Genomic DNA, 21956 nt, shown 5'->3' on the forward strand with positions numbered 1-21956 from the left:
TCTTAAATGCAGTGTTAATATACAAAGAAGGAGCGTAAAACTATACGTTTTACACTCCTTTTTTATTGGTTAATAAAAATTTAGTTTTTCAGTGACCTCCAAATTACCCGGTCTGTATTTATTTTTTAATTAATCCTAATTCAATTAATCTTTCGTGTAAAAATTCTCCTGCTGTTGTATCTTCATACAGTTTAGGATTGTTTTCGTCTACACAGTTTTCCAAAGCATTCAGTGACATTGAACTCACGGGATGCATAAAGAAAGGAATTGAATATCTTGAAGTTCCCCACAATTCTCTTGGCGGATTTACCACTCTGTGAATCGTAGACTTCAGTTTGTTGTTGGTATGTCTCGAAAGCATATCTCCAACGTTAATCATCAGTTCGTCCGGTTCTGCAATCGCATCGATCCATTCTCCCTTATGATTCTGAACCTGAAGACCTTTCCCCTGAGAACCCATTAAAAGAGTTATCAGATTAATGTCTCCATGAGCTGCAGCTCTTACTGCGTCGTTCGGCTCTTCCGTAATAGGCGGATAGTGAATTGGTCTTAAAATAGAGTTTCCTTCTGCAATTTTATCATCAAAATAAAATTCATCAAGACCAAGATAAAGCGCTAAAGCTCTCAGAACATACTGTCCTGTTTTTTCCAACATTTGGAAAGCTTCTTTCCCTACTTCGTTGAATTTTGGAAGTTCTTCAACGATTACATTATCAGGATACTCGCTTTTGTATTGGGAATCATCAGACACATATTGTCCGAAATGCCAAAACTCTTTCAGGTCTCCTTTTTTGAAGCCTTTTGCAGTCTCCTTACCGAATCCTACATAGCCTCTCTGTCCGCCAATTCCCGGAATCTCATACTTCTGTTTTGTTTCCGTTGGCAATTCAAAAAAGTTTTTTACCTCTCCATACAGTTCATCCACCAATTTGTCATCAAGAAAATGGCCTTTTAAGGCTACAAAACCAATTTCTTCATAAGCTTTTCCGATTTCATTTACAAATTTCTGTTTGCGTTCCGGGTCGCCCGAAAGGAAATCACGCAGGTCTACACTAGGTATTTTATCCATTTTTAGAAATTTACGAACTGCTAAATTACAGATTTTTAAATTAAAAACTATTTCGTGTTACGCATTTATAAATTAAATTTGTATTATGAAAAAATATTCTTCCAAAAGAAGTATTCAGATACTTGCACACCTTCTTCAGCAATACGGAATTTCAGATATCATTGTTTCCCCGGGATCCAGAAATGCACCTTTGGCGATTCATTTTTCAGAGATCGACAGTTTCAACTGTTACAGTATTGTGGACGAAAGAAGTGCGGCTTTTGTAGGAATGGGAATGGCGATGAGCGAGAAAAAACCGGTTGCAGTTACCTGTACAAGCGGTTCAGCCTCCGTAAATTATTATCCGGCGATCACGGAAGCTTTTTATTCCAATATTCCGCTTTTGGTGTTAACTGCTGACAGGCCAACGGATTATGTGGATATTTTCGACGGACAGACGATCCGGCAGAATAATCTTTTTCATCAGCATTCTTACGGAGATTTTCAGCTTTTGGAAGACGGAAAAGAAAATGCGGAAGACATTAATTTTGATATCATTAAAAAAGCCATTGAACTTTGTATTGAAAAACAAGGTCCGGTTCACATCAATATTCCTCTCGAAGAACCTTTGTATGAACTGATTTCTGAATTGCCGACTTTCCCGACGGTTGAAAGAACAATCAAACAAAAAGAATACGAAATTCCTTCTAACCTTGTGGCAGACTGGAATACTTCGCAAAGAATCATGATTCTTGTGGGAACCAAAGATCACAGTCCGGAATTGGAGAATCAGTTAACACAGTTGGTTAAAAATCATACGGTTGTGGTGTTGAGTGAAGCGAATTCAAATTTATACCACGAAAAATTTTTCAGGCATATAGACCGGTACGTTTTCAATTTCACGGAAGAAGATTTTAAAATATATGCGCCAGATTTGCTGATTACAGTGGGACAGAATGTTGTTTCCAAAAAGGTGAAACAGTTTTTAAGAAAAGCTAAACCCAAACAGCATTGGCATCTTGATCCTGTCTGGCAACCCGATACCTATTTTGCTCTGACTGAAAAAATTGAGGTAAAGCCGGAAATTTTCTTTTCTAAATTATTGAAATTCGTTAATCTCGAGCCTAAACCTTATTTTAACCTTTGGGATGTTTTAAGAGATAAAAAAGATGCAAAGCATGAAAAGTTCTTAAATTCCGTTGATTTTTCAGATTTTTATTTTTTCAATAAAACAGCACAGATTGTTCCTGAAAATTACAATATTCATTTCAGCAACAGTTCTGCAATACGCTATGCACAGCTTTTCGATTACGGCAAGAGAAGAATTTACTGCAACAGAGGAACGAGCGGAATCGATGGTTCCACTTCTACAGCAATGGGATTTGCAATCAAAAATTCTAATCCTACTTTGTTGATTACCGGAGATTTAAGTTTTTTCTATGACATTAACGGACTTTGGAATCAGTACATTCCTCCGTTTGTAAGAATCATGATTTTTAATAACGGCGAAGGAAATATCTTCAAAATTATTCCGGGACCGGGAAATGCCAATCCGAATACGTTAGACGAATTTATCGCTACAAAACATCATAAAAATGCCGAGTATTTAGCCAAACATTTCGGATTCTCCTACACAAGAGTAGATGAAGAGGTAACTTTAGACCGTGTTCTTGAAAATTTCTTTAAACCGGATGTTCAGCCTAAAATATTGGAAATCAATACGCAGGCTTTGCATAATGCAGATATACAAAAATCGTATTTTAACTTTCTGAAAGAAAATTAAAGATCTAAATATTCTTCATTTCCGGGTAAATTGATAATCCTGTCCAAAGGATAAATGAAATTTTCGTCAAAATCGTTCATCGCGTTAATGATTTGGAAATGAGAGAATTGCTTGATGTTCTGTAAAGTGATCTCGGCTTCTTTTACTTTTTTGTGTTTTAAAAGATTTTGTCTCTGTACACCATTCAGAAGGTACGTTGAAGGAGTAAACCAGTCTTTTCCTTTTAAAAATAAAAGGTTGGAGTAGGAAGTGTCTGTAATGTGATTGTTTTTAACGATGATGATTTCTTCGGCTTTGGATTTCATCTTCATTTTTTCGAGCTGTTTCCGGTCTTCAAATTTAAAAGAATAATCGTAGCTGTTGTTTTCAACCAACTGAAAATCGTCAATTTCAGGAATCGCATAAGGAATCATCTGAGTGCGGATTTTCTTATCGAGATCATACACGATTCTCAGCTTGAAAAGTCCGTCCTCATCATGCTCAAGATGTTTATAAATCTTGGCAATATCTATAGTACCTTCCTTTCCAAAATGGGCGAAAGTCTGGTCTACACGCTTTTGATGAAATTCCAATAAAAAAATTTCCTGATCTTCTACTTTAATGCTTTCAATGAATTGGGACATAGATTTTGTTTTTCATTTCCTGATATTCGTCTTCTAACCTGCTCATGTGTGTAATTCCGCCCCCGCTTTTAAAGAAAAGCTCTTCTCCTTCTTTTTCAATAAAACGGATCATCACACAACTGTCGACATTTTTTCCGTCAAACCAACCGCAAACTCCTGTATAATATCCTCTTTCATAACCTTCTGCATCCAGAATAATTTCCAGTGTTTTAGGTTTCGGAGCTCCCAAAATAGAACCTGCAGGAAGCAGTTTTTTCATGATGCTTCCCAGTTTTCCATTAAATTCAGGTTTTATGTTTCCTGAAATTTCGGAACTCATGGCATATAAATCTTTTTGCTTTGTTTTGATGAAATCGATGTATTGAAATTTGTCAACTTTCACATCATCTGCCACCATGCTCAGATCGTTTCGGAGCAAATCTACCACTGTGTAATGCTCGGCTTTCTCTTTTTTATCATTTTTAAGAATTTCCGCTGCATTATCCAGAGAGGCGTCAATAGTGCCTTTCATGGGATAGGTAAAAATTTTTCCGTCGTTGATCTTTACAAAAGTTTCAGGAGAAAAAAATACGAAAAAATCTTTATAAAAAACTTTATATTTCGCCGAAGAATGATAAAATATTTCTTTTAGTGTTAAATTCGTCTCAATTTTAGTTTTTCGGGTATAATTTACCAGATAAGAATTTCCGAAGCGAATATTTTTCTGAACTTTATCAAACCCTGTTTTAAAGCTTTCCAAAGTTTCAGGATAAGAAATCCATTCTAATTTTTTGTTTAAATGAGGCTCTGTTTGTACGGTTGAAAAGTTTTGAAAATCAATTAATAAGCCCGAATTTTCAATTTCATCTTCTTTAAAGATTTCAACATTCTCCGTAAGAAAATCAATGATAAAAAAGTAGGGAACTTTCTGTACTGAAAGTTTATCCATTTCTATAAATTTTTGATGATTCGCCGAAAACATTCCGCAAAAGTAATTATTGATGTTTACTTTTGCACAAAATTTTTTTAATGGAAAACAAATATCCACAGAAACCGGGATTAGATTTTATACTGAAGCAGGCATTTTTCTACTGGAATAAGACGCTGATTTTTCAGCTGATGTTTTCGGTGCTTTACTTTGCCATATTTTTCACCTCAATGTTTTTCTTTGCAGAAAAATTCGGAGTATTGGAGCAGCAACAGCAACTTATCGAAGCCTATCAAAACGGGATGGATGCTTATCTGGCAAAAGCGGCGGAACTTGGACAAACGGATAATTCTAGATATTTCAGCTATGCTTTACTGGGAACACTGGTTTTCCTTTACCCTTTAAATCTTGGATTTTTTCAGATTTTCAGAAAGATTGATTTAAAAGAAAAAATTGAGATCAGTGATTTACTGGCGGGTTACAACGGAACGAATTTTTTCAGATATATTTCGTACGGTCTGTTTTGGTTTTTGATCTATGCCATGATCTTCAATACCTTAATTTTGCCTGTTATCTGGGTTTGTATTACGGTTTTTGTAGCACCGATGATGTTTTTCATGAACCGAACCATCTTCGAATCGATTTCTTTAAATTTTAAAGCACTGAAGATGTATTTTCTGGAAATATTTGTGTGTGTGATGGTTGCAGTAATTTTTAAATACATAGGATTTGCCCTGTTTTTTGTAGGAGGTTTATTTACATTTCCTTTCTGGAATGCGATGATTTATTCGCTTTACAAAACCATTTTCTCCGAAAAGGAATAAATTTGGAGTGATTTTAATATTATTTCTGCCAAAAAAAGATTAATTTGGTAGTAACAACATTAAAAAATCACACCATGTCAGAATTTGATGAATTTGATCAGCAGGGTTCTGTTCCGGAAAGGAATACAGGATCTATTATTTCTCATGCTTTCGAAATCTATAAAGGAATTTTTCTTTATGCGATTGCTGCAATGATCGTTTATGTAATTGGCGATTTTGTATTACAGTCTGTTACAGGTTATAATTCCTGGGAAGGCTTTAGCGGTTTTAAAGATATTGAGGATGGCGATTTTTCTCAATATAATTATTTGACCCGACCGGGAGCTTCTTTGTATTATTCTGTTTCGAGTGTTTTTGGCATTCTGTTTTCTCCTATTTACGTAGGATTAATTTATATTGCCAATAAGTTTAATACTAAAAATACAATAGAATTTTCTGATCTATTTATCGGGTATCGTCAAAATTTAGGAAATATCCTTCTGTACTGCTTATGCACTACCATTATTTTTGGTATTTCCGCAGCACTGTGCGGGATCCCGTTCTTGTTTGTTTATCCACTTTTTCTTTTAGGTTATCCTATCCTTTTGTTTGAGAATGCAAATGCAATAGATGCAATCAGCAAGACTTTTAACATCGCAAAAGAAAATTACGGTACGTTTTTAGGTGCAGGTCTGTTGGGCGGATTAATTAGTATAAGCGGAATTGTTCTTTGCTGTATAGGCATCATAGCTACTTTTCCGTTTATCATGATCGTAATGTATTCTACTTACTGTGCCCATTTAGGAAAACCAAGACAAATAATAAACAACTAATGAATAAAAATGAACAAATAAGCAGCGTCAAAATAAAGCAGGTGTTTCTGCTGGCAATTATTTTGATATTGGCGGCATTAATCTGTTATAATCTTGCGCTTTTTATCCCTTCTGTATTGGGAGCAATCACCATATATGTGGTGTGCAGGAGATATAATTTTTATCTGCAGGAAGAAAAAAAGTGGAAACCGTGGCTTGCCTCATTAACGCTGATGTTTGCGAGTCTGGTTATTCTCATTCTCCCGATTTATTTTATAGGAGATCTTTTGATTGAAAAATTAGGAAATGCGCAGGCTTACATGGATAAGTTTAATGTATTTCTGGAAAAAATTCATACTTATATTTTCGATAAAGTAGGGTTTGATATCTTAAGCAAAGAAAATATGGATAAGCTGAAAAGCGGTGTAGGACAGTTTTCTACGAAAGCCCTCAGCGGAACTTTTAATACAATGACGGTTGTTATGTCGGTGTATTTTATTCTTTATTTTATGTTGGCAAAACCTCGTTTATTCGAAAGAATTCTATCCACTTCGGCTCCTCTGAAAAGATCCAATGTATCTATGATCGGAGAGAAAATGAGAAAGCTGATTATGGCAAATGCGATCGGAATTCCCGTTGTTGCTCTCGGACAGGGAGTTGTTGCTTTAGTAGGATACTTTATTTTTGGTGCGCCAAGTGCGGTTTTGCTTTTTGCATTAACGGCGGCAGCTTCTATGATTCCTGTTGTGGGAGCGGCAATTGTTTATGTTCCTGTCTGCGTTTATATGATTGCAGAGGGAAACACCGGAGCGGGACTGGGATTGGCTGCTTATTGTCTTATTGTGGTAGGATTAACGGATAATGTACTCCGTTTTACCCTGCTCAAAAAACTGGAAGACATTCATCCTTTAAATACGGTTTTCGGGATTATTATGGGAATGAATTTATTCGGTTTTATGGGGTTGGTTTTCGGTCCTATTTTAATTTCATTAACTTTGCTTCTGATTCAGGTATACAGAAACGAGTTTTCGGATGATGATACTCCTGAACTTAAGCTTCCGGGAAATGACAATGCTCTGGAGGATAAAATCGATTTAATGGTATAAAATGGAAGACGGAATAAACCCTGAAATTTTAAAAGAGATCTGTGTCGTAAAAATGCCTTTCGGGAAATACCAAGGAACGGTTCTCGCGGATCTGCCGATAAGCTATCTGGAATGGTTTGCCAGGACAGGAATGCCCAAAGGAAAACTGGGAATGCAGTTATCAACAGTTTACGAAATAAAATTAAACGGTTTAATGGTTTGCCTCACTCAAATGGGGGGAGAAAGTATGAATTTTGAAAAGCCTAAAAAAAAAACATATAATTTTTAGCAAAATGTTCCGGCGGCATCGAAGATCCCACCGAAACTTTTATTATCCTTTATTACTCCTTCAAAGCTGCAATTTCATCCCTTAATTTCGCGGCTTTAATAAAATCAAGATTTTTCGCAGCAGCTTCCATTTCCTTCTGTTTTTGCGCGATTACTTTTTCCATGTCTTCAGAAGTGTAGCTTGCTTTGGCTTCAGCAACTTTCTGTAAAATTTCTTTTTGGGTATATTTTTCATCCGGAAAATCTTTGCTTCTTCCCACGAGGCTTTCAGAAATCTTCTTATTTAAAGCTACCGGAACTTTGCCGTGTTCTTCGTTGTACTGCATTTGTTTTGCACGTCGGTATTCAGTCTCATCAAGCGTTGCCTGCATCGATTTTGTGATCTTATCGGCATACATAATGGCTCTTCCGTTAAGGTTTCTCGCGGCACGACCAACGGTTTGGATCATCGATCTTCGGCTTCTCAACATCCCTTCTTTATCCGCATCCAGAATCGCTACTAAAGATACTTCCGGTAAATCCAGACCTTCTCGCAAAAGATTTACCCCGATTAAAACATCAAAAAGTCCGACACGCAGATCCTGCATAATCTGGATACGTTCCAAAGTTTCTACATCGGAATGGATGTACCGTGTTCTGATCCCGAATTTGGTGAAATACTTTGTTAATTCTTCCGCCATTTTCTTGGTTAACGTCGTTACCAGAACCCTTTCATCAAGATCCGCTCTTTTCTGGATTTCTTCCATTAAATCATCAATCTGATTCTGGGTAGGACGAATTTCAATAATAGGGTCTAAAAGTCCGGTCGGACGAATAATCTGCTCAATATAGGCACCGCCTGTTTTTTCCAGTTCATAATCTGCCGGAGTTGCGGAAACATAAATAACCTGATTCTGAATCGCTTCAAATTCTTCAAATTTCAAAGGACGGTTATCCATTGCGGCAGGAAGCCTGAATCCGTATTCCACCAAAGCTTCTTTGCGGCTACGGTCGCCTCCGTACATCGCATGAACCTGCGGAACCGTAACGTGGCTCTCGTCAATCACCATCAAATAATCTTTAGGGAAATAATCCAATAAACAGAAAGGTCTTGTTCCCGGCAATCTTCCGTCGAGATACCTCGAATAATTTTCAATTCCGGAACAGTAACCTAGCTCTTTAATCATCTCCAAATCGAGTTCGGTTCTTTCCTGTAATCTTTTGGCTTCCAGTGGTTTTTCAATAGAATTGAAAAAATCAACCTGCTTTACCAGATCATCCTGAATATCACGGATTGCGCCGTTCAAGGTCTCTTTTGATGTTACAAAAAGATTGGCAGGATAAATCTGAATCTGTTCAAAAGCTCCCGTCACATTTCCCGAAACCGGATCAAAACTCTGGATTTTTTCAATCTCATCCCCGAAAAACTGAATTCTGATTGCGTTATCCGCATAAGCCGGGAAAACATCAATCACATCTCCCTTTACACGGAATGTACCTCTTTGGAACTCGTTTAATGTTCTGGAATATAGTGCATTAACTAACGAGTGGAGAAGTGCGGTTCTGGTCACTTTTTCCTCAATCGCAATGGAAATTAAAGATTTGTGAAATTCTGTCGGATTTCCGATACCATAAATACATGATACGGAAGCAACAATCAGAACGTCCCGTCTTCCGGAAAGTAAACTCGCAGTTGCGGAAAGTCTTAGTTTTTCAACTTCTTCGTTGATACTCAGGTCTTTTTCGATGTAAGTTCCGGTTGTGGCAATGTAAGCTTCCGGCTGATAATAATCGTAGTAACTTACAAAATATTCAACGGCATTTTCAGGAAAGAATTCTTTAAACTCCATGAAAAGCTGTGCCGCCAAAGTTTTGTTATGAGCTAAAACCAAAGTCGGTTTCTGTACATTCTGCACCACATTGGCAACGGTAAATGTTTTTCCGGATCCGGTAACTCCCAGAAGCGTTTGGTATTTTTCCCCGATTTCGATTCCTTCGGTGAGCTTTTCTATCGCTTGTGGCTGATCTCCTGTAGGTTTATATTCTGATTGAAGTTTAAAATTCATAAAAATTGTGATGTTATCCTAACAAAAATACGAAAGAAATATTTGACATCGGGAACTATTTCATACCACAGATTCAGCTTTAAATAAAAGTTCAAACAGATTTTATATGTAAAACAAAAACAGCACCCAATCTGAATGCTGTTTTATTTTAAAAAAATCGATCCTAATTTTGAAAAGACATCGTTAGTGGAATTCTCATTCTGTAACGAACTTGTTTTCCGTCTTTTTCAGCGGGTTTCCAAACGATGTTTTCATTGGCTTTTTTGAAAGAATTTATTGCTTCTGTATTAAATGCTTCATTGCTTCCTGATGCTTTTATATCCGCAATATTTCCGTCTTCCAGAACAGTGTAGTTGATTTCAGTTCTGTACGTTTCTTTGCTTACAAGAACTTTATTTCCGTCAAAAGATTTTGAAATATTATTCCTTAATTCATTAATCCCTCCCGGATATTGAGGAAGCAGTGTGGGCTCTTCTTTTACCGTTTCATTTGTTGTACTTTGTGAAGTTTCCTGCTTTACTATTGTGTTTTTACCCTCTTTTGGTCGGATGGTATCCTGAACTTCTTTTTCAGTATTTGCTTTTTTTAAAAGTTCTGCAACGTTCTCAGTTTCGTTATGTAAAGCATCATTTTTGAAAACATTACTATTTTCTTCATTATTTTCAATGATCTGATCTTTCACTGGTTCTGATATTGTTTCCTGTGTTTTTTCGATCATCTTTTCGATTGGAGTTGCATAGGTTCTCTGCACAAACAGTCCGAAAGCAATCATTAAAACAGGAATGCTGATTACTTTTTTTAAGTCTGCCAGCTTAGATTTTTTGGTGTTCATCATAATAAATCGTTTTTTGGTGTTTTTGAAATTGAATGTATGCGTAAGGTTATAGTTTTGGCTTGAAATAATTTCTTCCAGAATTAAATTCTGATAGTCTTTTATGGTAAAATCATTTTTTAAGACAGATTCGTCCGCCAGAAATTCATGATTGGTAATCATTGCTTTTTTGTAGAAATACACAGACGGATTGAACCACGTAAAAGCCTTTATGATTTCAACAATAATAATATCAATGCTGTGTTTCTGTTCCAGATGACTCTTTTCGTGAAGAAATATTCTGGAATCTATTTTGTTGTCAATCAGATAGTTTTTTCCTAAATAAATTGTATTCCAGAAGCTGAAAGGCGAAATAGGTTCATTTGTGATGATGATATTTTGATTCTGATAGATCATTTTTTCACCCTTCAGATTTTTAATTTTTAAATATGAAATAATAGTTCTTGTCAGGAAAATCAATGTTACGATTCCGTACAAAATCCAAATCAGATTCATCCAGTTAAAACTTTCCTGTTTCGGCGTAATGTCCATAACCTGCTGTGTTACTTCAATCGTTTTCTGCAAACGATTAAGAGGTTTTTGAGCTTCCGATTGAATGGAAATGAACGGAACGGTGTAAGAAAATACAAGAGAAAACAAAAGGTAAAACCTATTGAAGCCATACATTTTCTCCTTCTGCAAAAACACATAATATACGGTCAAAAGCAAGGAAGAACACAGAATTATTTTTAAAACAATCATCATTTTTCGTCGATTTGCTGGTCGATAATTTCACGGAGTTCTTTCAGTTGTTTTTGGGAAAGCTTTGCATTGGACGTAAAAAACGATGCAAACTGCGTTACGGAACTGTTGAAAAAACGGTCAATCATGGAAGACATTTCTTCTTTGAAATAGTCTCCTTTCGCGATCTTTGGATAATATTCGCGGGAATTTCCATACAATTTGTAGCCAACAAAATCTTTGTTCTGCATTCTTTTCAGAAGGGTAGCAATAGTGGTTGTGGCAGGTTTGGGTTCAGGGTAGGATTCTAAAATGTCCTTCATGAAAACTTTTTCTTTTTCCCAAAGAATTTCCATGAGATCTTTCTCAGAATCGGTGAGTTTTATTTCTTTCATATTCTACGAGTTGTTATTTGTTTCTACAAATGTAGAATAAAAATTTAAACAAACCAATTTTGTAATATAATTTTTTGATTTAAAGTTCTTTAATTATTTTAAATTATTGAATATAAGGTTATTAAGGTTTTTGTTTAACCGCAAAAGTCACAAAAGATGAACTAAACTTCTATTTAAAGTCAACAGTTATAAATCAAAAAGATTACAATAGTTTTTAAAAATCTTTGATTTTTATTCCTTTTGAGCGTTTTGGTTATTATAGAAATTTACTTTAACATTTTCTTTTGTGCCTTTGGTGGTTAATTGTGAAATAGTTTAAATAAGTTTTATCAATTGTTTTAATACTAGAGTGCATTGGTATAGCGAAAATTACCAAATTAATAGTTAAAATTTTAAGAATCAAAAGATTGGTTTTCTGTAAAAAATAAAAGCTCCTGAATTCAGAAGCCTTTTGTCAACAGTGGTTAAATAAAAGTTTAATGCGTTTATTATGCAGATTAAAATTTAAAATTAAATCTTGCAAAAACCTGTCTTCCTGCAAATCCCATCTGTACAGGATCAAAAATACCTCCCGATTCTGTATTTCCGGCTGAAGCCGCCTCTTTTTGCAATGTAGGATATCGGTTGAAGAGATTTTTGCTTCCGATCGTCAGATTAATATTTTTTGAAAATTCGTAGCCGAAAGAAAGATCCGCAGTTACTTTTGGATTGTATATTTGGTAATCATCCGGTCCGTTGTAGCCTACCAGAGTCACTTTATCAAATCTTACCAACTGTAAATTAGCATTGAATTTACTGATCTTATAATTCAGGTTTAAATTGATCTTCGTTTTTGGTGCAGAAGCTAAAATAAAAGCTCTTTCCCTAGGGCTGAGATAAATGTCTTCCTTTCCTTTCAGCCTGTCGGAAGTATTCACCTTTGTGATCTCCATTTCATTGTAGTTTCCGGCTAATGTTGCGGTCAGTTTTCCTTTTCCGATATTTTCGTTAAAACTTAAAATCACATCAACCCCTTTAGTTCTCGTGTCTATTGCATTGGTGAAAAACTGAGCCTGATCGATACGGTTTTCAATTAAAATATTCCCAATCGCATCATCATCCTGCGAGAAATTTCCTGTTAAAACAATTCTGTCTTTTACCTTGATGTAGTAGCCGTCAACTGTTGCTGTAAATTTTCCGGTGTTAAAGGTAAATCCTGCACTTCCATTCACAGAAGTCTCCTGTTTGAGCTGCGGAATTCCGACTGCTTTCGCCAGATTACTGTCATTAGATGCCAGTTGAATGGTTACAAGACTTCCTCCCTGAAAATTAGTAAACTGCAGACTGTAATATTTCTGAGCCAGAGACGGTGCTCTGAAGCCTGTAGAAAAAGATCCTCGGAATGCAAACTGTGGTGTTATTTTGTATCGTGTTGCCAGTTTTCCGTTCAAAGTGCTTCCAAAATCATTATAATTTTCGAATCTTCCGGCAACGCTTACCATCCAGTTTTTGGTAATATCGAGTTCAGTATCTACATACGCTGCAAAATTATTTCTGGACTTGTTAATTTCCTGAGAATATCCGGGAAAACCCTGAGAACCACCCGGTCTTACATCTCCGCTTAAAGGATTGATTACCAATAATGTTGAGGGAGTATTTGCCGTCACGACATTTCCATTCACATCATACATCGCGTAAGAAGCTTCTTCACCTTTGATAATATTGAATTTTTCGTATCTGAATTCTGAACCGAATGCCACATTCAGCCCTTCCAGAACCGAAAACTGTCGGGTTGCATTAAAACCTGTTGTATTCTGCAGCAGAGAATGTCCTCCCGCATCAAAACTCGTAGGTGATTTTACGCCTAATGTCGCATTGATGGTATGATCGATCTGATAGGTAAATCTGTTGCTTCCAAACGCATTATACGCATCCACTTCCCAGTCAGCTACTTTAAATTTTAAACCATTATCAAAAGTAAAATCTGAAATGCTTGTATCCTGAACGGGATTAAAACCATTAGGATAAACCTGCGGAATATTACCGTCTGCATCCGCGCTTCTTGTCCATGCATAAGCGTCTGTATTTCTGTGCGAAAAGCCCTGTCTGGAATAAAATTTTAAATTATCGGATATTGGAATCTCAATATTTCCGAAAAAATAAAAATTCTGTGATTTTGCATCCCCGAATCTTTGTCTCGGAGCATCATATTTTTCAGGATTGGCATTACGGATGGCATATTCTTTATTGACAAATTCTGCCGTAAAATTTCCGAACCCGCCTTTAGAGCCTATTTTTGTTCCGTAGTTTCCATAGAAATCAAAAGTATTTCCGTCTATTTTCCGGTCAGAAACCACATCTTTATCTCCCGGACTTTTAAAAAGATTCACTCCATAAAAAGCATTGCCTTCAAAACCATGATTACGGTCATTTAAAATAACGTTGATTACTCCTGCAATCGCATCCGAACCATATTGCGCCGATGCTCCGTCACGAAGAACTTCAATTCTCTTTATCGCACCTACAGGAATCGTATTCATATCCGATCCTGTATTTCCACGGCCTTTTGTACCAAAAAGATTGATTAATGAAGACTGATGGTATCTTTTTCCGTTGAGCAAAAGCAAAGTCTGATCGGGACCAAGTCCTCTTAATGTTGCAGGATCTACTGCATCCGCTCCGTCTGACCCGGATTGTTTATTGGAATTGAATGAAGGCGCTGAAAACTGTAAAAGCTGGTTAACTTCAATCTGCCCTGTTGACTGGCTTACCTGCTTAATGTCGATGATGTCAATCGGAACCGGAGTGTCTACAACTGTTCTTTTTTTATTCCGGCTTCCCGTAATGGCAACCTCATCAATTTTTCCTTCTTTTGATATGGTGTCATTAATCTGTTGAGAATACAGAACGGAAGATGCTCCAAGAAAAAAGGCACTTATGTATTTAATTTTCATATTGTATTAGATTTAAATTAGCAATTATATCAAAAATATTAATTTTTGTTTTTAAATCATTAATAAAATATGGTTTTGTTTGATAAATGTATTTAAATTAAATAAAAATTATGATATCATGGAAAAAATGAATGGTATTTTAAATAAAGAAAAAAAGTTTTCGGGAAAAAGTTTTAGCCTTTTTAATTAAATCGCAAAAGCAGTTAAGTCTGAAATTAGGGTAAGATATATTTGAAAAAAAACGGATTCAAGTTTTATTGAATCCGCTTCTGTATTTTTTAAAAACTATTGATTATTCTGTTCAGTCCTTCGGTGAGGATTTCCTGTGAGGTTGAAAAACATATTCTTACGTGTCCTTCAGCGCCTTTTCCGAACCATCGTTCCGAGCCGGGAACAATCGCTACTTTTCCTTCTTTTAAAACGTGTTGTGCAAATTCGTCACTCGACATACCGTTGTTGATTTTAGGAAAAATAACAAAAGTGGCTTCGGGAAGATTAGGAATTAAAACGCCCGAATTACTCAGCATACTATGGGCTAAATCTCTGTTGTGCTGTAAATGCGTAAGAAAATCATTAAACCACGGTTTTGCTTTATCAATGGCAACGCTTGCTGCAATCTGCGATAATGTAGAAACGCCTTCAATGGTAGAATTGAACATCGATTTTTCTGTGAAATCATGCATTAATTCCTGATCGTTACATAAAACCGCACCAATTCTCAATCCTGCAATTCCGAATGATTTTGAAAATCCGAAAACGGTAAAACTTTTCTTTTTAGCATTCTCGGAAACAGAAGAGTAGGTGTTGAATTCTTTTTTATCATACACAATATCGCTCCAGATTTCATCGCTCATCACCCAAAGATCATGAGCTGCCGCAATGTCTGCAATCTTCTGTAAAATTTCTCTGGAATATATTCTTCCGACTGGATTGTGAGGATTACAGATGCTGATGAGTTTTGTTTTCGGAGAAATTAAAGAGACCAACATTTCAAAGTCGATATCTCCGGTTTTGGAATCTACCGCGCACAATTTAATGTTTCCGCCAACCGAATCCACTGTCTTTTTGAAAAGGAAATCTACCGGATCGAAAATAATAGCTTCATCTCCGGGATTCAGTACATATTTGGCAACCATATACATTCCCATCGCGGCACTGTTTACAGCCAGCACATTTTCTGGCGTAAAGTGGCCTTTTTTACCCGTATTAAAATGCTCTGCAACACTTTTTTTGAACTCAGGAAGTCCGGAGAAAGGACCATAGCTTAAATAGCCGTCCTTAATGTATTCTATGATTCCGTTTTCTATTTCTTTAGACATTCTGAAGTCCGGATCTGCCGCTGTTAAAGGGATAATTCCTTCTTCCAGGGTTGCCCATCTTCCGTTGTAGGCTTTTCTTTTCAGTGCTTCAAAATTGATATCGTTGTTTGTAAACATTTTATTTGTATGAAATTGGTAAAGTGTTTTTAGGCTGTTCGTTCAGAGGTAAAAGGAATTGTTCCAGCAGGGCTCTTCCGTTTTTGATGTGGATTTCGATTTCAGATTTCCGGTCTTCTTCGTATTTGCTGAAGGTTTCCTGAAGATCATTTCCTTCAGCTAAAAGTTGGGTTAAAGTGAAAGAGTCTTTCAACGCTGAGGTAACTCCCTGACTTGTAAAAGGAATCAGCGGATGTGCTGCATCGCCGATGAAAACAACATTCTGATGATAAAAAGGATTTAATTTTTCCAGCTCGTAAACTCTCCAGATATGTGCGTTTTCATAGCCAGAACCTTCGATAATGGATGAAATCAGAGGATTCCAGTTGCCAAAATTATCCAACATAAACTGCTTGATGCAATCCGGAGTGTAATCTTCGTTGATGAAATGTTTGGTGATATCAAACTGGCAGTACCAAAGGATTTTTGAGGATGAAAGTTTTAAAACGCCAAAAGTAAGTCCGCCGTTTTCATGATGGAATTTCAGAAAATTGCTTTCGATTTTGCCTGCCAGTTCTTCGTTTTCAATGATGTTTACCACTTCATTTTCCAGAACAGCTTTCATGATTTCATCCTGAAAAATAGTTCTTCTGATGCGGCTTCTTGATCCGTCTGAAGCAACAACCACATCTGCTTCCAGAATAGTATTTTCGTCCAGTGTAATTTCTGCTTTTCCCTCCGAAAATCCATTCAGTGCCACAGTTGAATTGTAAGAAATTTTATCTGAAGGAATTTCTTTGGCAAGAATCTCAATCAGGGCGCTTCTGGAAACTACAAAAACATCATCCAGATCTTTTTCGGAAAGAATTTCTCCGCTTTGGTTATAATGGATGTATTTTTTCAGAAAACTTCCTTTCGCATAAAGGTCATTAATATCAATAATGGCTGAAAGATGTTCAATTCCTTCTTTGGGAAGGATAAATCCGTGTCCTTTCAGATCATTTGGGGTTCTTCTTTCGTAGAGATGATAGTCGATATTATTTTTTTCCAAATAATTTGCCATACTCAGACCGGATACACCGGCTCCTATGATTGCAACTTTGCCCATCTTTTTTATTGTTGTTAGTTTTGTTTTAATTTGTAAAATTTTCATTAAAAATGAATAATCTGCGAAAAAATTTTATTCTAAAAATCAGATGTATTCTTTTAATGAACAGGATAATGTTTTCTTTAATCTTGTAATTCAACAGATAAAGAAAATGATCTTTAAGAATATCTTTTGCGATATTTTTAAGTAAAAAAAGATAGACTATTCCGGAGCCTTGAAAATGTTATCATCGGAATGAAACCCTGCAACACCGCCGCTTACCGCAAATTTCATTGCCGAAGCCGCCGTCATCCCTACAACGGGTTTAATGTTTTTTTCTTCGGTAACGATTACCCATCCCGAAATAGCATAAGAATGGGGGAGGTATACCGCTACATAATTGTGTTTTTCAACGTCTGCCATTTCTTTTTGTGTTAAAAAACCAATTCTCCATATTTCAGGATTTTCGTTGGTTTTTACCCAGACAGGATCGTTGAATTTTTTTTTGTCTCCTACAAACGAGGACATTACATCTTTTGTTGGAGTATAAATGTGCTTTACACCGGGAGTTTTTTCAAGAAGACGATCCATAGAATCGAAAAAGAACTTTCCGACCACGAATTTGTTTCCTAAAAACCCAAGAAGTGCCGTAATTAAAATGGTGGAAATAAAAACCAGCCCCGGAATTTCCTTGGCAACAGAAGGAATAATATTATCAATAGACGTTACCACATACCAGATCACAAAGATTGTCAGTCCGATTGGACCGATAATCACGAGTCCCTGAAAGAAATTTTTCAGGAAAAAATTGGCAATATTTTCAAACGTCAGTTTTTTCAATGTATATTTTTTTATCCGTGGATGGTTTCGCCTTTTCCGTAAGACTGAATGACTTTGGCTTCATATTCCAGCCATTCTTCCCAGCGTTTGTTTACTTTTTCTTCGTCTCCGAGCTGTCTTGCAAACCCGATGAAAGTGGTGTAATGGTTGGCTTCCGAAATCATCAGTTCCCTGTAGAAGGTTTTAAGCTCTTCATCTTTAATATTTTCAGTCAGAACTTTAAATCTTTCGCAGCTTCTTGCTTCGATCATGGCTGCAAAAAGCATTTTATCGACAATAAGATCATCTCTGTTACCGCCTTTCTGGATAAAATTCACCAGTTCGTTTACATAATCGTCTTTTCGGGTGCGCCCGAAAGTATAGCCTCTTTTTTTAATAATCTCATGAACCTGACGAAAATGCTCCAACTCTTCCTGCGCAATCGCAAGAAGTTCCGTTACAATTTCCGGATATTCAGGAAGCATGGTAATTAATCCTATCGCGTTGGTAGCGGCTTTTTGCTCGCACCATGCATGATCCGTTAAAATTTCTTCGATGTTTCCTTCAGCAATATTTGCCCACCTTGGATCGGTAGGAAGTTTCAACTTAAACATGTTTTAAAATTTTCTGTAAAATTAAAATAATTTGCGATACGATTAAAGTTTATTTAAATATTCAGAACGTTTAAAAAATATTTTTCTTAATAATTTAAAAATCTTGGTATTTAATTTGTTTTAACTAAGAAACCAAATTAAAAATATAAACAATGGAAACTATTACCACTTTAAAATCTAAAGCAGGTGCTTTACTTTCAGCAATGCTTATTCTATTCATGTCGGCTTTCAGCTTTGCTCAGGAAACAGCAACGGGCGGCGGAACGGTAACTACTGAACAAACAACCACCACAACAACAGAATGGTACACCAATCCGACGTACATCATTATCGGAGCTGTTGTTTTAATCGTTATTGTTGCCCTTATTGCAAGAGGCGGAAGAAACAGAGATTAATGAGAAGCCGTTTTGCTTCTTAAAAACTCTAATATTTTCCAACCCCATTCATCAACTTTTTTCAAGCCGGCTGAAATGATGAATGCCAGAATAATATTGATCCCGTAAATTAAAATCATTAAAATCCACCAAGGCATATTTCCCTTCATTGGAACGACTAAAAAGTAAACCAGTGAAGAGCTTATCCCTTGTGCGAAATAGAAAAAGATCGCGTTTTTACCAATGTAGGTCACCACATTTTCTTTTGTGATCTTTAATCGGTTATAAAAAACAAAAAGCGTTACCAAAGAAAAGAAAGTCCAGATAATGTACGGGATTTGTGGCGGAAATTTATTTTTATTGATTTTGTAAAATATTTCCTGTCCGTAAAACCCGAACAGTCCTGCCAGTGCAACCGCAACCAATCCGTATAATACAGGAATCATCCTGTCGGGAATTTTCTTGCCTTTCATTCTGTTACCAATTAGGAATACAGTCATGTAAAAGGCAACATATCCTACCTGTCCCGAAGGATAAATTTCCGGAAAAATATTAAATAATAAGGTTAATCCGGCACAGAGTCCAATGAACCAGTTAACATGTTTCGGGAAGAATTTTAATATTAAAACTCCGAAAACCGTTAAAATATAATAGACTTTTAAATACCAGAAGCTTCCCATTACCACAGGAAAAGTATCTGCATTGATGTATTGGTGAAGATACCAGTTGCCCAAATTTTCCCATTGCGGAGCGGTAGAAATACTTGTGGTAGCATACTTCGATCCGAAGGTTGAATAAAAATTCTGCAGCCATTCCAGAGAAAAGAAAGTGAGTCCGAAAACTTTAAAGAAATAATCCAGAAAGAAGAGGAAGGTTACAAAAATCATATACGTGATCTGCAGTTTCAGCAGTCTGTACAATGTTTTTTCAATATTGGAACCGGATGTAATTCCACTTAAAGCATAAAACAGTGCAACATCGAAAACTAAAGAGAAAACCCTTACTTCCGGCTGAATATAAAACTGTCCCGACCAGAAAGCGGTATGGATAAAGATAATGGAAATGGTAGCCAGTCCTTTTGCGAAATCAATATAGAGGTCTCTGTTCATTTGTTACGTATGATGCTTCAAAAGTAAGAAACTTTACGAATATCCGGATAAAGAAAAAGAGACAGGAATAATGTCCTGCCTCCCGAGAAAGATATTTCAAAAATGATGATTTACTTTAAGTTTTTAAATTCTTCAGCAGAAATTTCGCCGGTCTGAATTTGTTTCAGCTCATCGAGATACTGCTTCATGTAAGCATCAAGTTCCGGATACTGGCTGTTTTTTGCCATTTTGTAGGTTCCGTTTAAAACTCCCTGATAATAATAGAAGAAGTTGTAATCGAAATCTGCTGCACTAAGGTTATACTGTCCTAATAAAAATCCTAAACGGACTGCGGATCTTCTCTGCGGAGGTGTTCCGTGGTGTCCCGGACTTGTGGTCTGATAATCTCCGATGCTCTGTGCAAATTCATAAGCGGCTGCAATCTGTGCAAAACTCGTCTGGTTGTATCCGTTGGGTCTTCTAAGGTAATATCCTGCAAAGCCGTCTGCTTCCAGTTCATTGGGTCTTGCTGTGGATTCTGTTACCGTAGGAAGTCCGAAAATATACTGTAACTGGTGACCATACTCATGAGCAAGAATCATCGCATTTACAATATCTCCGCCCTTTGCTTTCGCATCATAATAAATGGCATAGCCGTAATAAATTTTTCCTGTAGAATACGAAATGGCATTGTAGGTAGAGTTAAAATTTGAAGGATCATTCACAAACCTTAAAGTCGGGTTGCTTCTTCCCCACATACTGGCAATTTTTGTCATCTGAGAATTCATAAAGTTGGTATCCGTAGAATTCTGCAGCGAAGTAAGCAGTACAGATGAAGAACTCCAGTACTGATCTACGTAATAACAAACTTTTTCAAGAGCATTCGGCTGTTCCGGTTTCAGGTTTTCTGCCTGTTGTTCTGGTTGTACAGGCGTTTCTATGGTGTCGTCGTTACATGCTGACAAAGAAAGTGCAGCGATGGCTCCCAAAAGAATTGGGAATTGGATTTTTCTTTTCATATATATAAATATTTTGGTGAAAACGAAGATATAAATTTAAACGGAAATTCATATCACTTTATTGTGAAAAATTATTCAAAACATAGTTAAAATTTTATTTTAAAAAAGATTGAATTGAATTTGAACAGATTAGAAAATATTTCTTATATTTGCACCTCGAAATAACTAAAAATCTATAAACAATGTTTGCAATTGTAGAAATAGCAGGGCTTCAATACAAAGTTGAGCAAGACCAGAAGTTGTTTGTAAACCGTTTAAAAGGAGATAAAGGAGGAAAAGTATCTTTTGATAAAGTACTTCTTACTGTAAACGGAGCAATCACGGTAGGCGCCCCAGCTGTAAGCGGAATCACTGTAGAAGCAGAGATCCTGGATCATGTAAAAGCTGATAAAGTAATCGTTTTCAAAAAGAAAAGAAGAAAAGGTTACAAAGTGAAAAATGGTCACAGACAATCTTTAACTCAAATTCAGATTACTGGTATTACAGGATTTGAAGGAGCTAAAAAAGCAGAAAAACCTGCTAAAAAGACAACTAAAAAAGCTGACGCTGAGGCAACTGAAAGCGCAGAATAATTTTTTAAACCAAAAAACCTTAAAATAAAATGGCACACAAGAAAGGAGTTGGTAGTTCCAAAAACGGTAGAGAATCTCACTCTAAAAGATTAGGTGTAAAGATTTTCGGTGGTCAAGATGCTATTGCGGGTAACATCATCGTTAGACAAAGAGGTACGCAACATCACCCAGGTGCAAACGTGGGTATCGGTAAAGATCACACTTTGTTCGCATTAGTTGACGGAAAAGTAGTTTTCAGAAAGAAAGCAAACAACAGATCTTTCGTATCTGTAGAAGCAAACGCATAATTTCAGCGTTTTATAAAAATTAAAAGTCTTGGCAATTTTGCTGAGGCTTTTTTTGTGCCCTGAAATAAGGAAAAGTTAAAGTTTTTATATTTATTCAATTTAACGGGAAATATTTATATATTTGGTAACTGTCAAATAATTAATATATTGCGTAAGCCGAAAAGCAAACAGAGTAGGCGACAAATTAAACCAAACTAATATGAAAAATCTAAAAAAACTAACGAAAAAACAGCTTAAAGCCATTGCTGGAGGAGAAAGATGTCCGATTCCCGCAAATTGGTGTTACGAATGGTGTACGTGGACAGCATGGCAAAAACAACACTGTATTAATTCGGTTATTGATGTAATGCCTTGTGACTGCTAAATCTGAAACTCAAGCCTCATGTCGGGGCTTTTTGTCAACTTTA

The 21956-nt window shown here is 36.2% G+C and carries 22 protein-coding genes; 9 read left to right on the forward strand and 13 right to left on the reverse strand.

Going from position 1 to position 21956, the window contains the following annotated elements:
* Positions 1-118 precede the first annotated feature (118 nt).
* Positions 119-1069 (reverse strand): isopenicillin N synthase family dioxygenase, encoded by a 951-nt coding sequence (locus H6W52_RS09785; RefSeq protein ID WP_116098379.1) that lies wholly within the window; start codon positions 1067-1069, stop codon positions 119-121.
* A gap of 85 nt (positions 1070-1154) precedes the next feature.
* On the opposite strand from H6W52_RS09785, the gene menD reads away from it, so the two are divergent.
* Positions 1155-2831 carry a 2-succinyl-5-enolpyruvyl-6-hydroxy-3-cyclohexene-1-carboxylic-acid synthase gene (gene menD, locus H6W52_RS09790; RefSeq protein WP_116098377.1) on the forward strand — a complete coding sequence of 559 codons (1677 nt, stop codon included), beginning with the start codon at positions 1155-1157 and terminating at the stop codon, positions 2829-2831.
* Here the strand turns inward: menD and H6W52_RS09795 are convergent.
* Together H6W52_RS09795 and H6W52_RS09800 are read right to left on the reverse strand one after the other, a co-directional pair.
* Entirely contained in the window at positions 2828-3454 is a 627-nt protein-coding gene (locus tag H6W52_RS09795) for an aminotransferase class IV (protein WP_116098375.1), read from the reverse strand. The two genes, menD and H6W52_RS09795, sit on opposite strands and share 4 nt — an antisense overlap.
* Complete coding sequence (locus tag H6W52_RS09800; protein WP_116098373.1) at positions 3438-4415, reverse strand: aminodeoxychorismate synthase component I; 978 nt, start codon at positions 4413-4415, stop codon at positions 3438-3440. The genes H6W52_RS09795 and H6W52_RS09800 overlap by 17 nt, the downstream gene beginning before the upstream one ends.
* 47 nt (positions 4416-4462) lie before the next feature.
* Here H6W52_RS09800 and H6W52_RS09805 point away from each other — a divergent pair, with 47 nt between their 5' ends.
* The 4 genes from H6W52_RS09805 (at position 4463) to H6W52_RS09820 (ending at position 7350) form a co-directional block, all read left to right on the forward strand.
* Positions 4463-5185 (forward strand): hypothetical protein, encoded by a 723-nt coding sequence (locus tag H6W52_RS09805; protein ID WP_116098371.1) that lies wholly within the window; start codon positions 4463-4465, stop codon positions 5183-5185.
* 74 nt (positions 5186-5259) lie between these two features.
* Positions 5260-5997 carry a beta-carotene 15,15'-monooxygenase gene (locus H6W52_RS09810; protein WP_116098369.1) on the forward strand — a complete coding sequence of 246 codons (738 nt, stop codon included), beginning with the start codon at positions 5260-5262 and terminating at the stop codon, positions 5995-5997.
* A complete protein-coding gene (locus tag H6W52_RS09815; protein ID WP_116098367.1) occupies positions 5997-7082 on the forward strand; it encodes an AI-2E family transporter in 1086 nt (361 codons plus the stop codon). Before H6W52_RS09810 ends, H6W52_RS09815 begins: the two co-directional genes overlap by 1 nt.
* Positions 7083-7095: 13 nt before the next feature.
* Complete coding sequence (locus H6W52_RS09820; RefSeq protein ID WP_185216661.1) at positions 7096-7350, forward strand: DUF3820 family protein; 255 nt, start codon at positions 7096-7098, stop codon at positions 7348-7350.
* Between the two features lie 52 nt (positions 7351-7402).
* Here H6W52_RS09820 and uvrB read toward each other — a convergent pair whose 3' ends face one another.
* The 8 genes from uvrB to H6W52_RS09860 form a co-directional block, all read right to left on the reverse strand.
* The gene (gene uvrB / locus H6W52_RS09825; protein ID WP_116098365.1) at positions 7403-9394 is read right to left on the reverse strand and encodes an excinuclease ABC subunit UvrB; all 1992 of its coding nucleotides are present in this window, start codon (positions 9392-9394) and stop codon (positions 7403-7405) included.
* Between the two features lie 163 nt (positions 9395-9557).
* Complete coding sequence (locus H6W52_RS09830) at positions 9558-10970, reverse strand: M56 family metallopeptidase (protein ID WP_116098363.1); 1413 nt, start codon at positions 10968-10970, stop codon at positions 9558-9560.
* Complete coding sequence (locus tag H6W52_RS09835) at positions 10967-11341, reverse strand: BlaI/MecI/CopY family transcriptional regulator (protein ID WP_116098361.1); 375 nt, start codon at positions 11339-11341, stop codon at positions 10967-10969. Before H6W52_RS09835 ends, H6W52_RS09830 begins: the two co-directional genes overlap by 4 nt.
* A gap of 497 nt (positions 11342-11838) precedes the next feature.
* Positions 11839-14274 carry a TonB-dependent receptor plug domain-containing protein gene (locus tag H6W52_RS09840; protein WP_108411544.1) on the reverse strand — a complete coding sequence of 812 codons (2436 nt, stop codon included), beginning with the start codon at positions 14272-14274 and terminating at the stop codon, positions 11839-11841.
* Between the two features lie 278 nt (positions 14275-14552).
* Entirely contained in the window at positions 14553-15710 is a 1158-nt protein-coding gene (locus H6W52_RS09845; RefSeq protein ID WP_116098357.1) for a pyridoxal phosphate-dependent aminotransferase, read from the reverse strand.
* A 1-nt stretch (position 15711) separates the two neighbouring features.
* Positions 15712-16797 (reverse strand): FAD-dependent oxidoreductase, encoded by a 1086-nt coding sequence (locus H6W52_RS09850; RefSeq protein ID WP_116098389.1) that lies wholly within the window; start codon positions 16795-16797, stop codon positions 15712-15714.
* A 201-nt stretch (positions 16798-16998) separates the two neighbouring features.
* Entirely contained in the window at positions 16999-17616 is a 618-nt protein-coding gene (locus H6W52_RS09855) for a DUF502 domain-containing protein (RefSeq protein ID WP_076391288.1), read from the reverse strand.
* 11 nt (positions 17617-17627) lie between these two features.
* Positions 17628-18209 carry a tRNA-(ms[2]io[6]A)-hydroxylase gene (locus H6W52_RS09860; protein WP_076391290.1) on the reverse strand — a complete coding sequence of 194 codons (582 nt, stop codon included), beginning with the start codon at positions 18207-18209 and terminating at the stop codon, positions 17628-17630.
* 152 nt (positions 18210-18361) lie between these two features.
* Between H6W52_RS09860 and H6W52_RS09865 the strand changes: the two genes are divergently transcribed.
* Entirely contained in the window at positions 18362-18604 is a 243-nt protein-coding gene (locus H6W52_RS09865; RefSeq protein ID WP_116098355.1) for a hypothetical protein, read from the forward strand.
* Here the strand turns inward: H6W52_RS09865 and H6W52_RS09870 are convergent.
* Both H6W52_RS09870 and H6W52_RS09875 read right to left on the reverse strand, forming a co-directional pair.
* Positions 18601-19692, reverse strand: coding sequence for an acyltransferase family protein (locus H6W52_RS09870; RefSeq protein WP_116098353.1), 1092 nt, complete (start codon positions 19690-19692; stop codon positions 18601-18603). The genes H6W52_RS09865 and H6W52_RS09870 overlap by 4 nt on opposite strands.
* A 110-nt stretch (positions 19693-19802) precedes the next feature.
* Positions 19803-20690: a metalloprotease gene (locus H6W52_RS09875; RefSeq protein WP_116098351.1), complete on the reverse strand. Its 888-nt coding sequence runs from the start codon at positions 20688-20690 to the stop codon at positions 19803-19805.
* A 182-nt stretch (positions 20691-20872) separates the two neighbouring features.
* On the opposite strand from H6W52_RS09875, the gene rplU reads away from it, so the two are divergent.
* From rplU to H6W52_RS21440, 3 genes are all read left to right on the forward strand, one after another.
* Positions 20873-21262, forward strand: a complete 390-nt coding sequence (gene rplU, locus H6W52_RS09880; RefSeq protein ID WP_076391298.1) for a 50S ribosomal protein L21 — start codon at positions 20873-20875, stop codon at positions 21260-21262.
* A 29-nt stretch (positions 21263-21291) separates the two neighbouring features.
* Positions 21292-21549 (forward strand): 50S ribosomal protein L27, encoded by a 258-nt coding sequence (gene rpmA, locus H6W52_RS09885; RefSeq protein ID WP_047399085.1) that lies wholly within the window; start codon positions 21292-21294, stop codon positions 21547-21549.
* Between the two features lie 199 nt (positions 21550-21748).
* Complete coding sequence (locus tag H6W52_RS21440; RefSeq protein ID WP_273137011.1) at positions 21749-21913, forward strand: bacteriocin-like protein; 165 nt, start codon at positions 21749-21751, stop codon at positions 21911-21913.
* Positions 21914-21956: the final 43 nt, after the last annotated feature.

This window comes from Chryseobacterium sp. C2(2020), from assembly GCF_014218915.1.
In the GTDB taxonomy this organism is placed as follows: Bacteria; Bacteroidota; Bacteroidia; order Flavobacteriales; family Weeksellaceae; genus Chryseobacterium; species Chryseobacterium mucoviscidosis.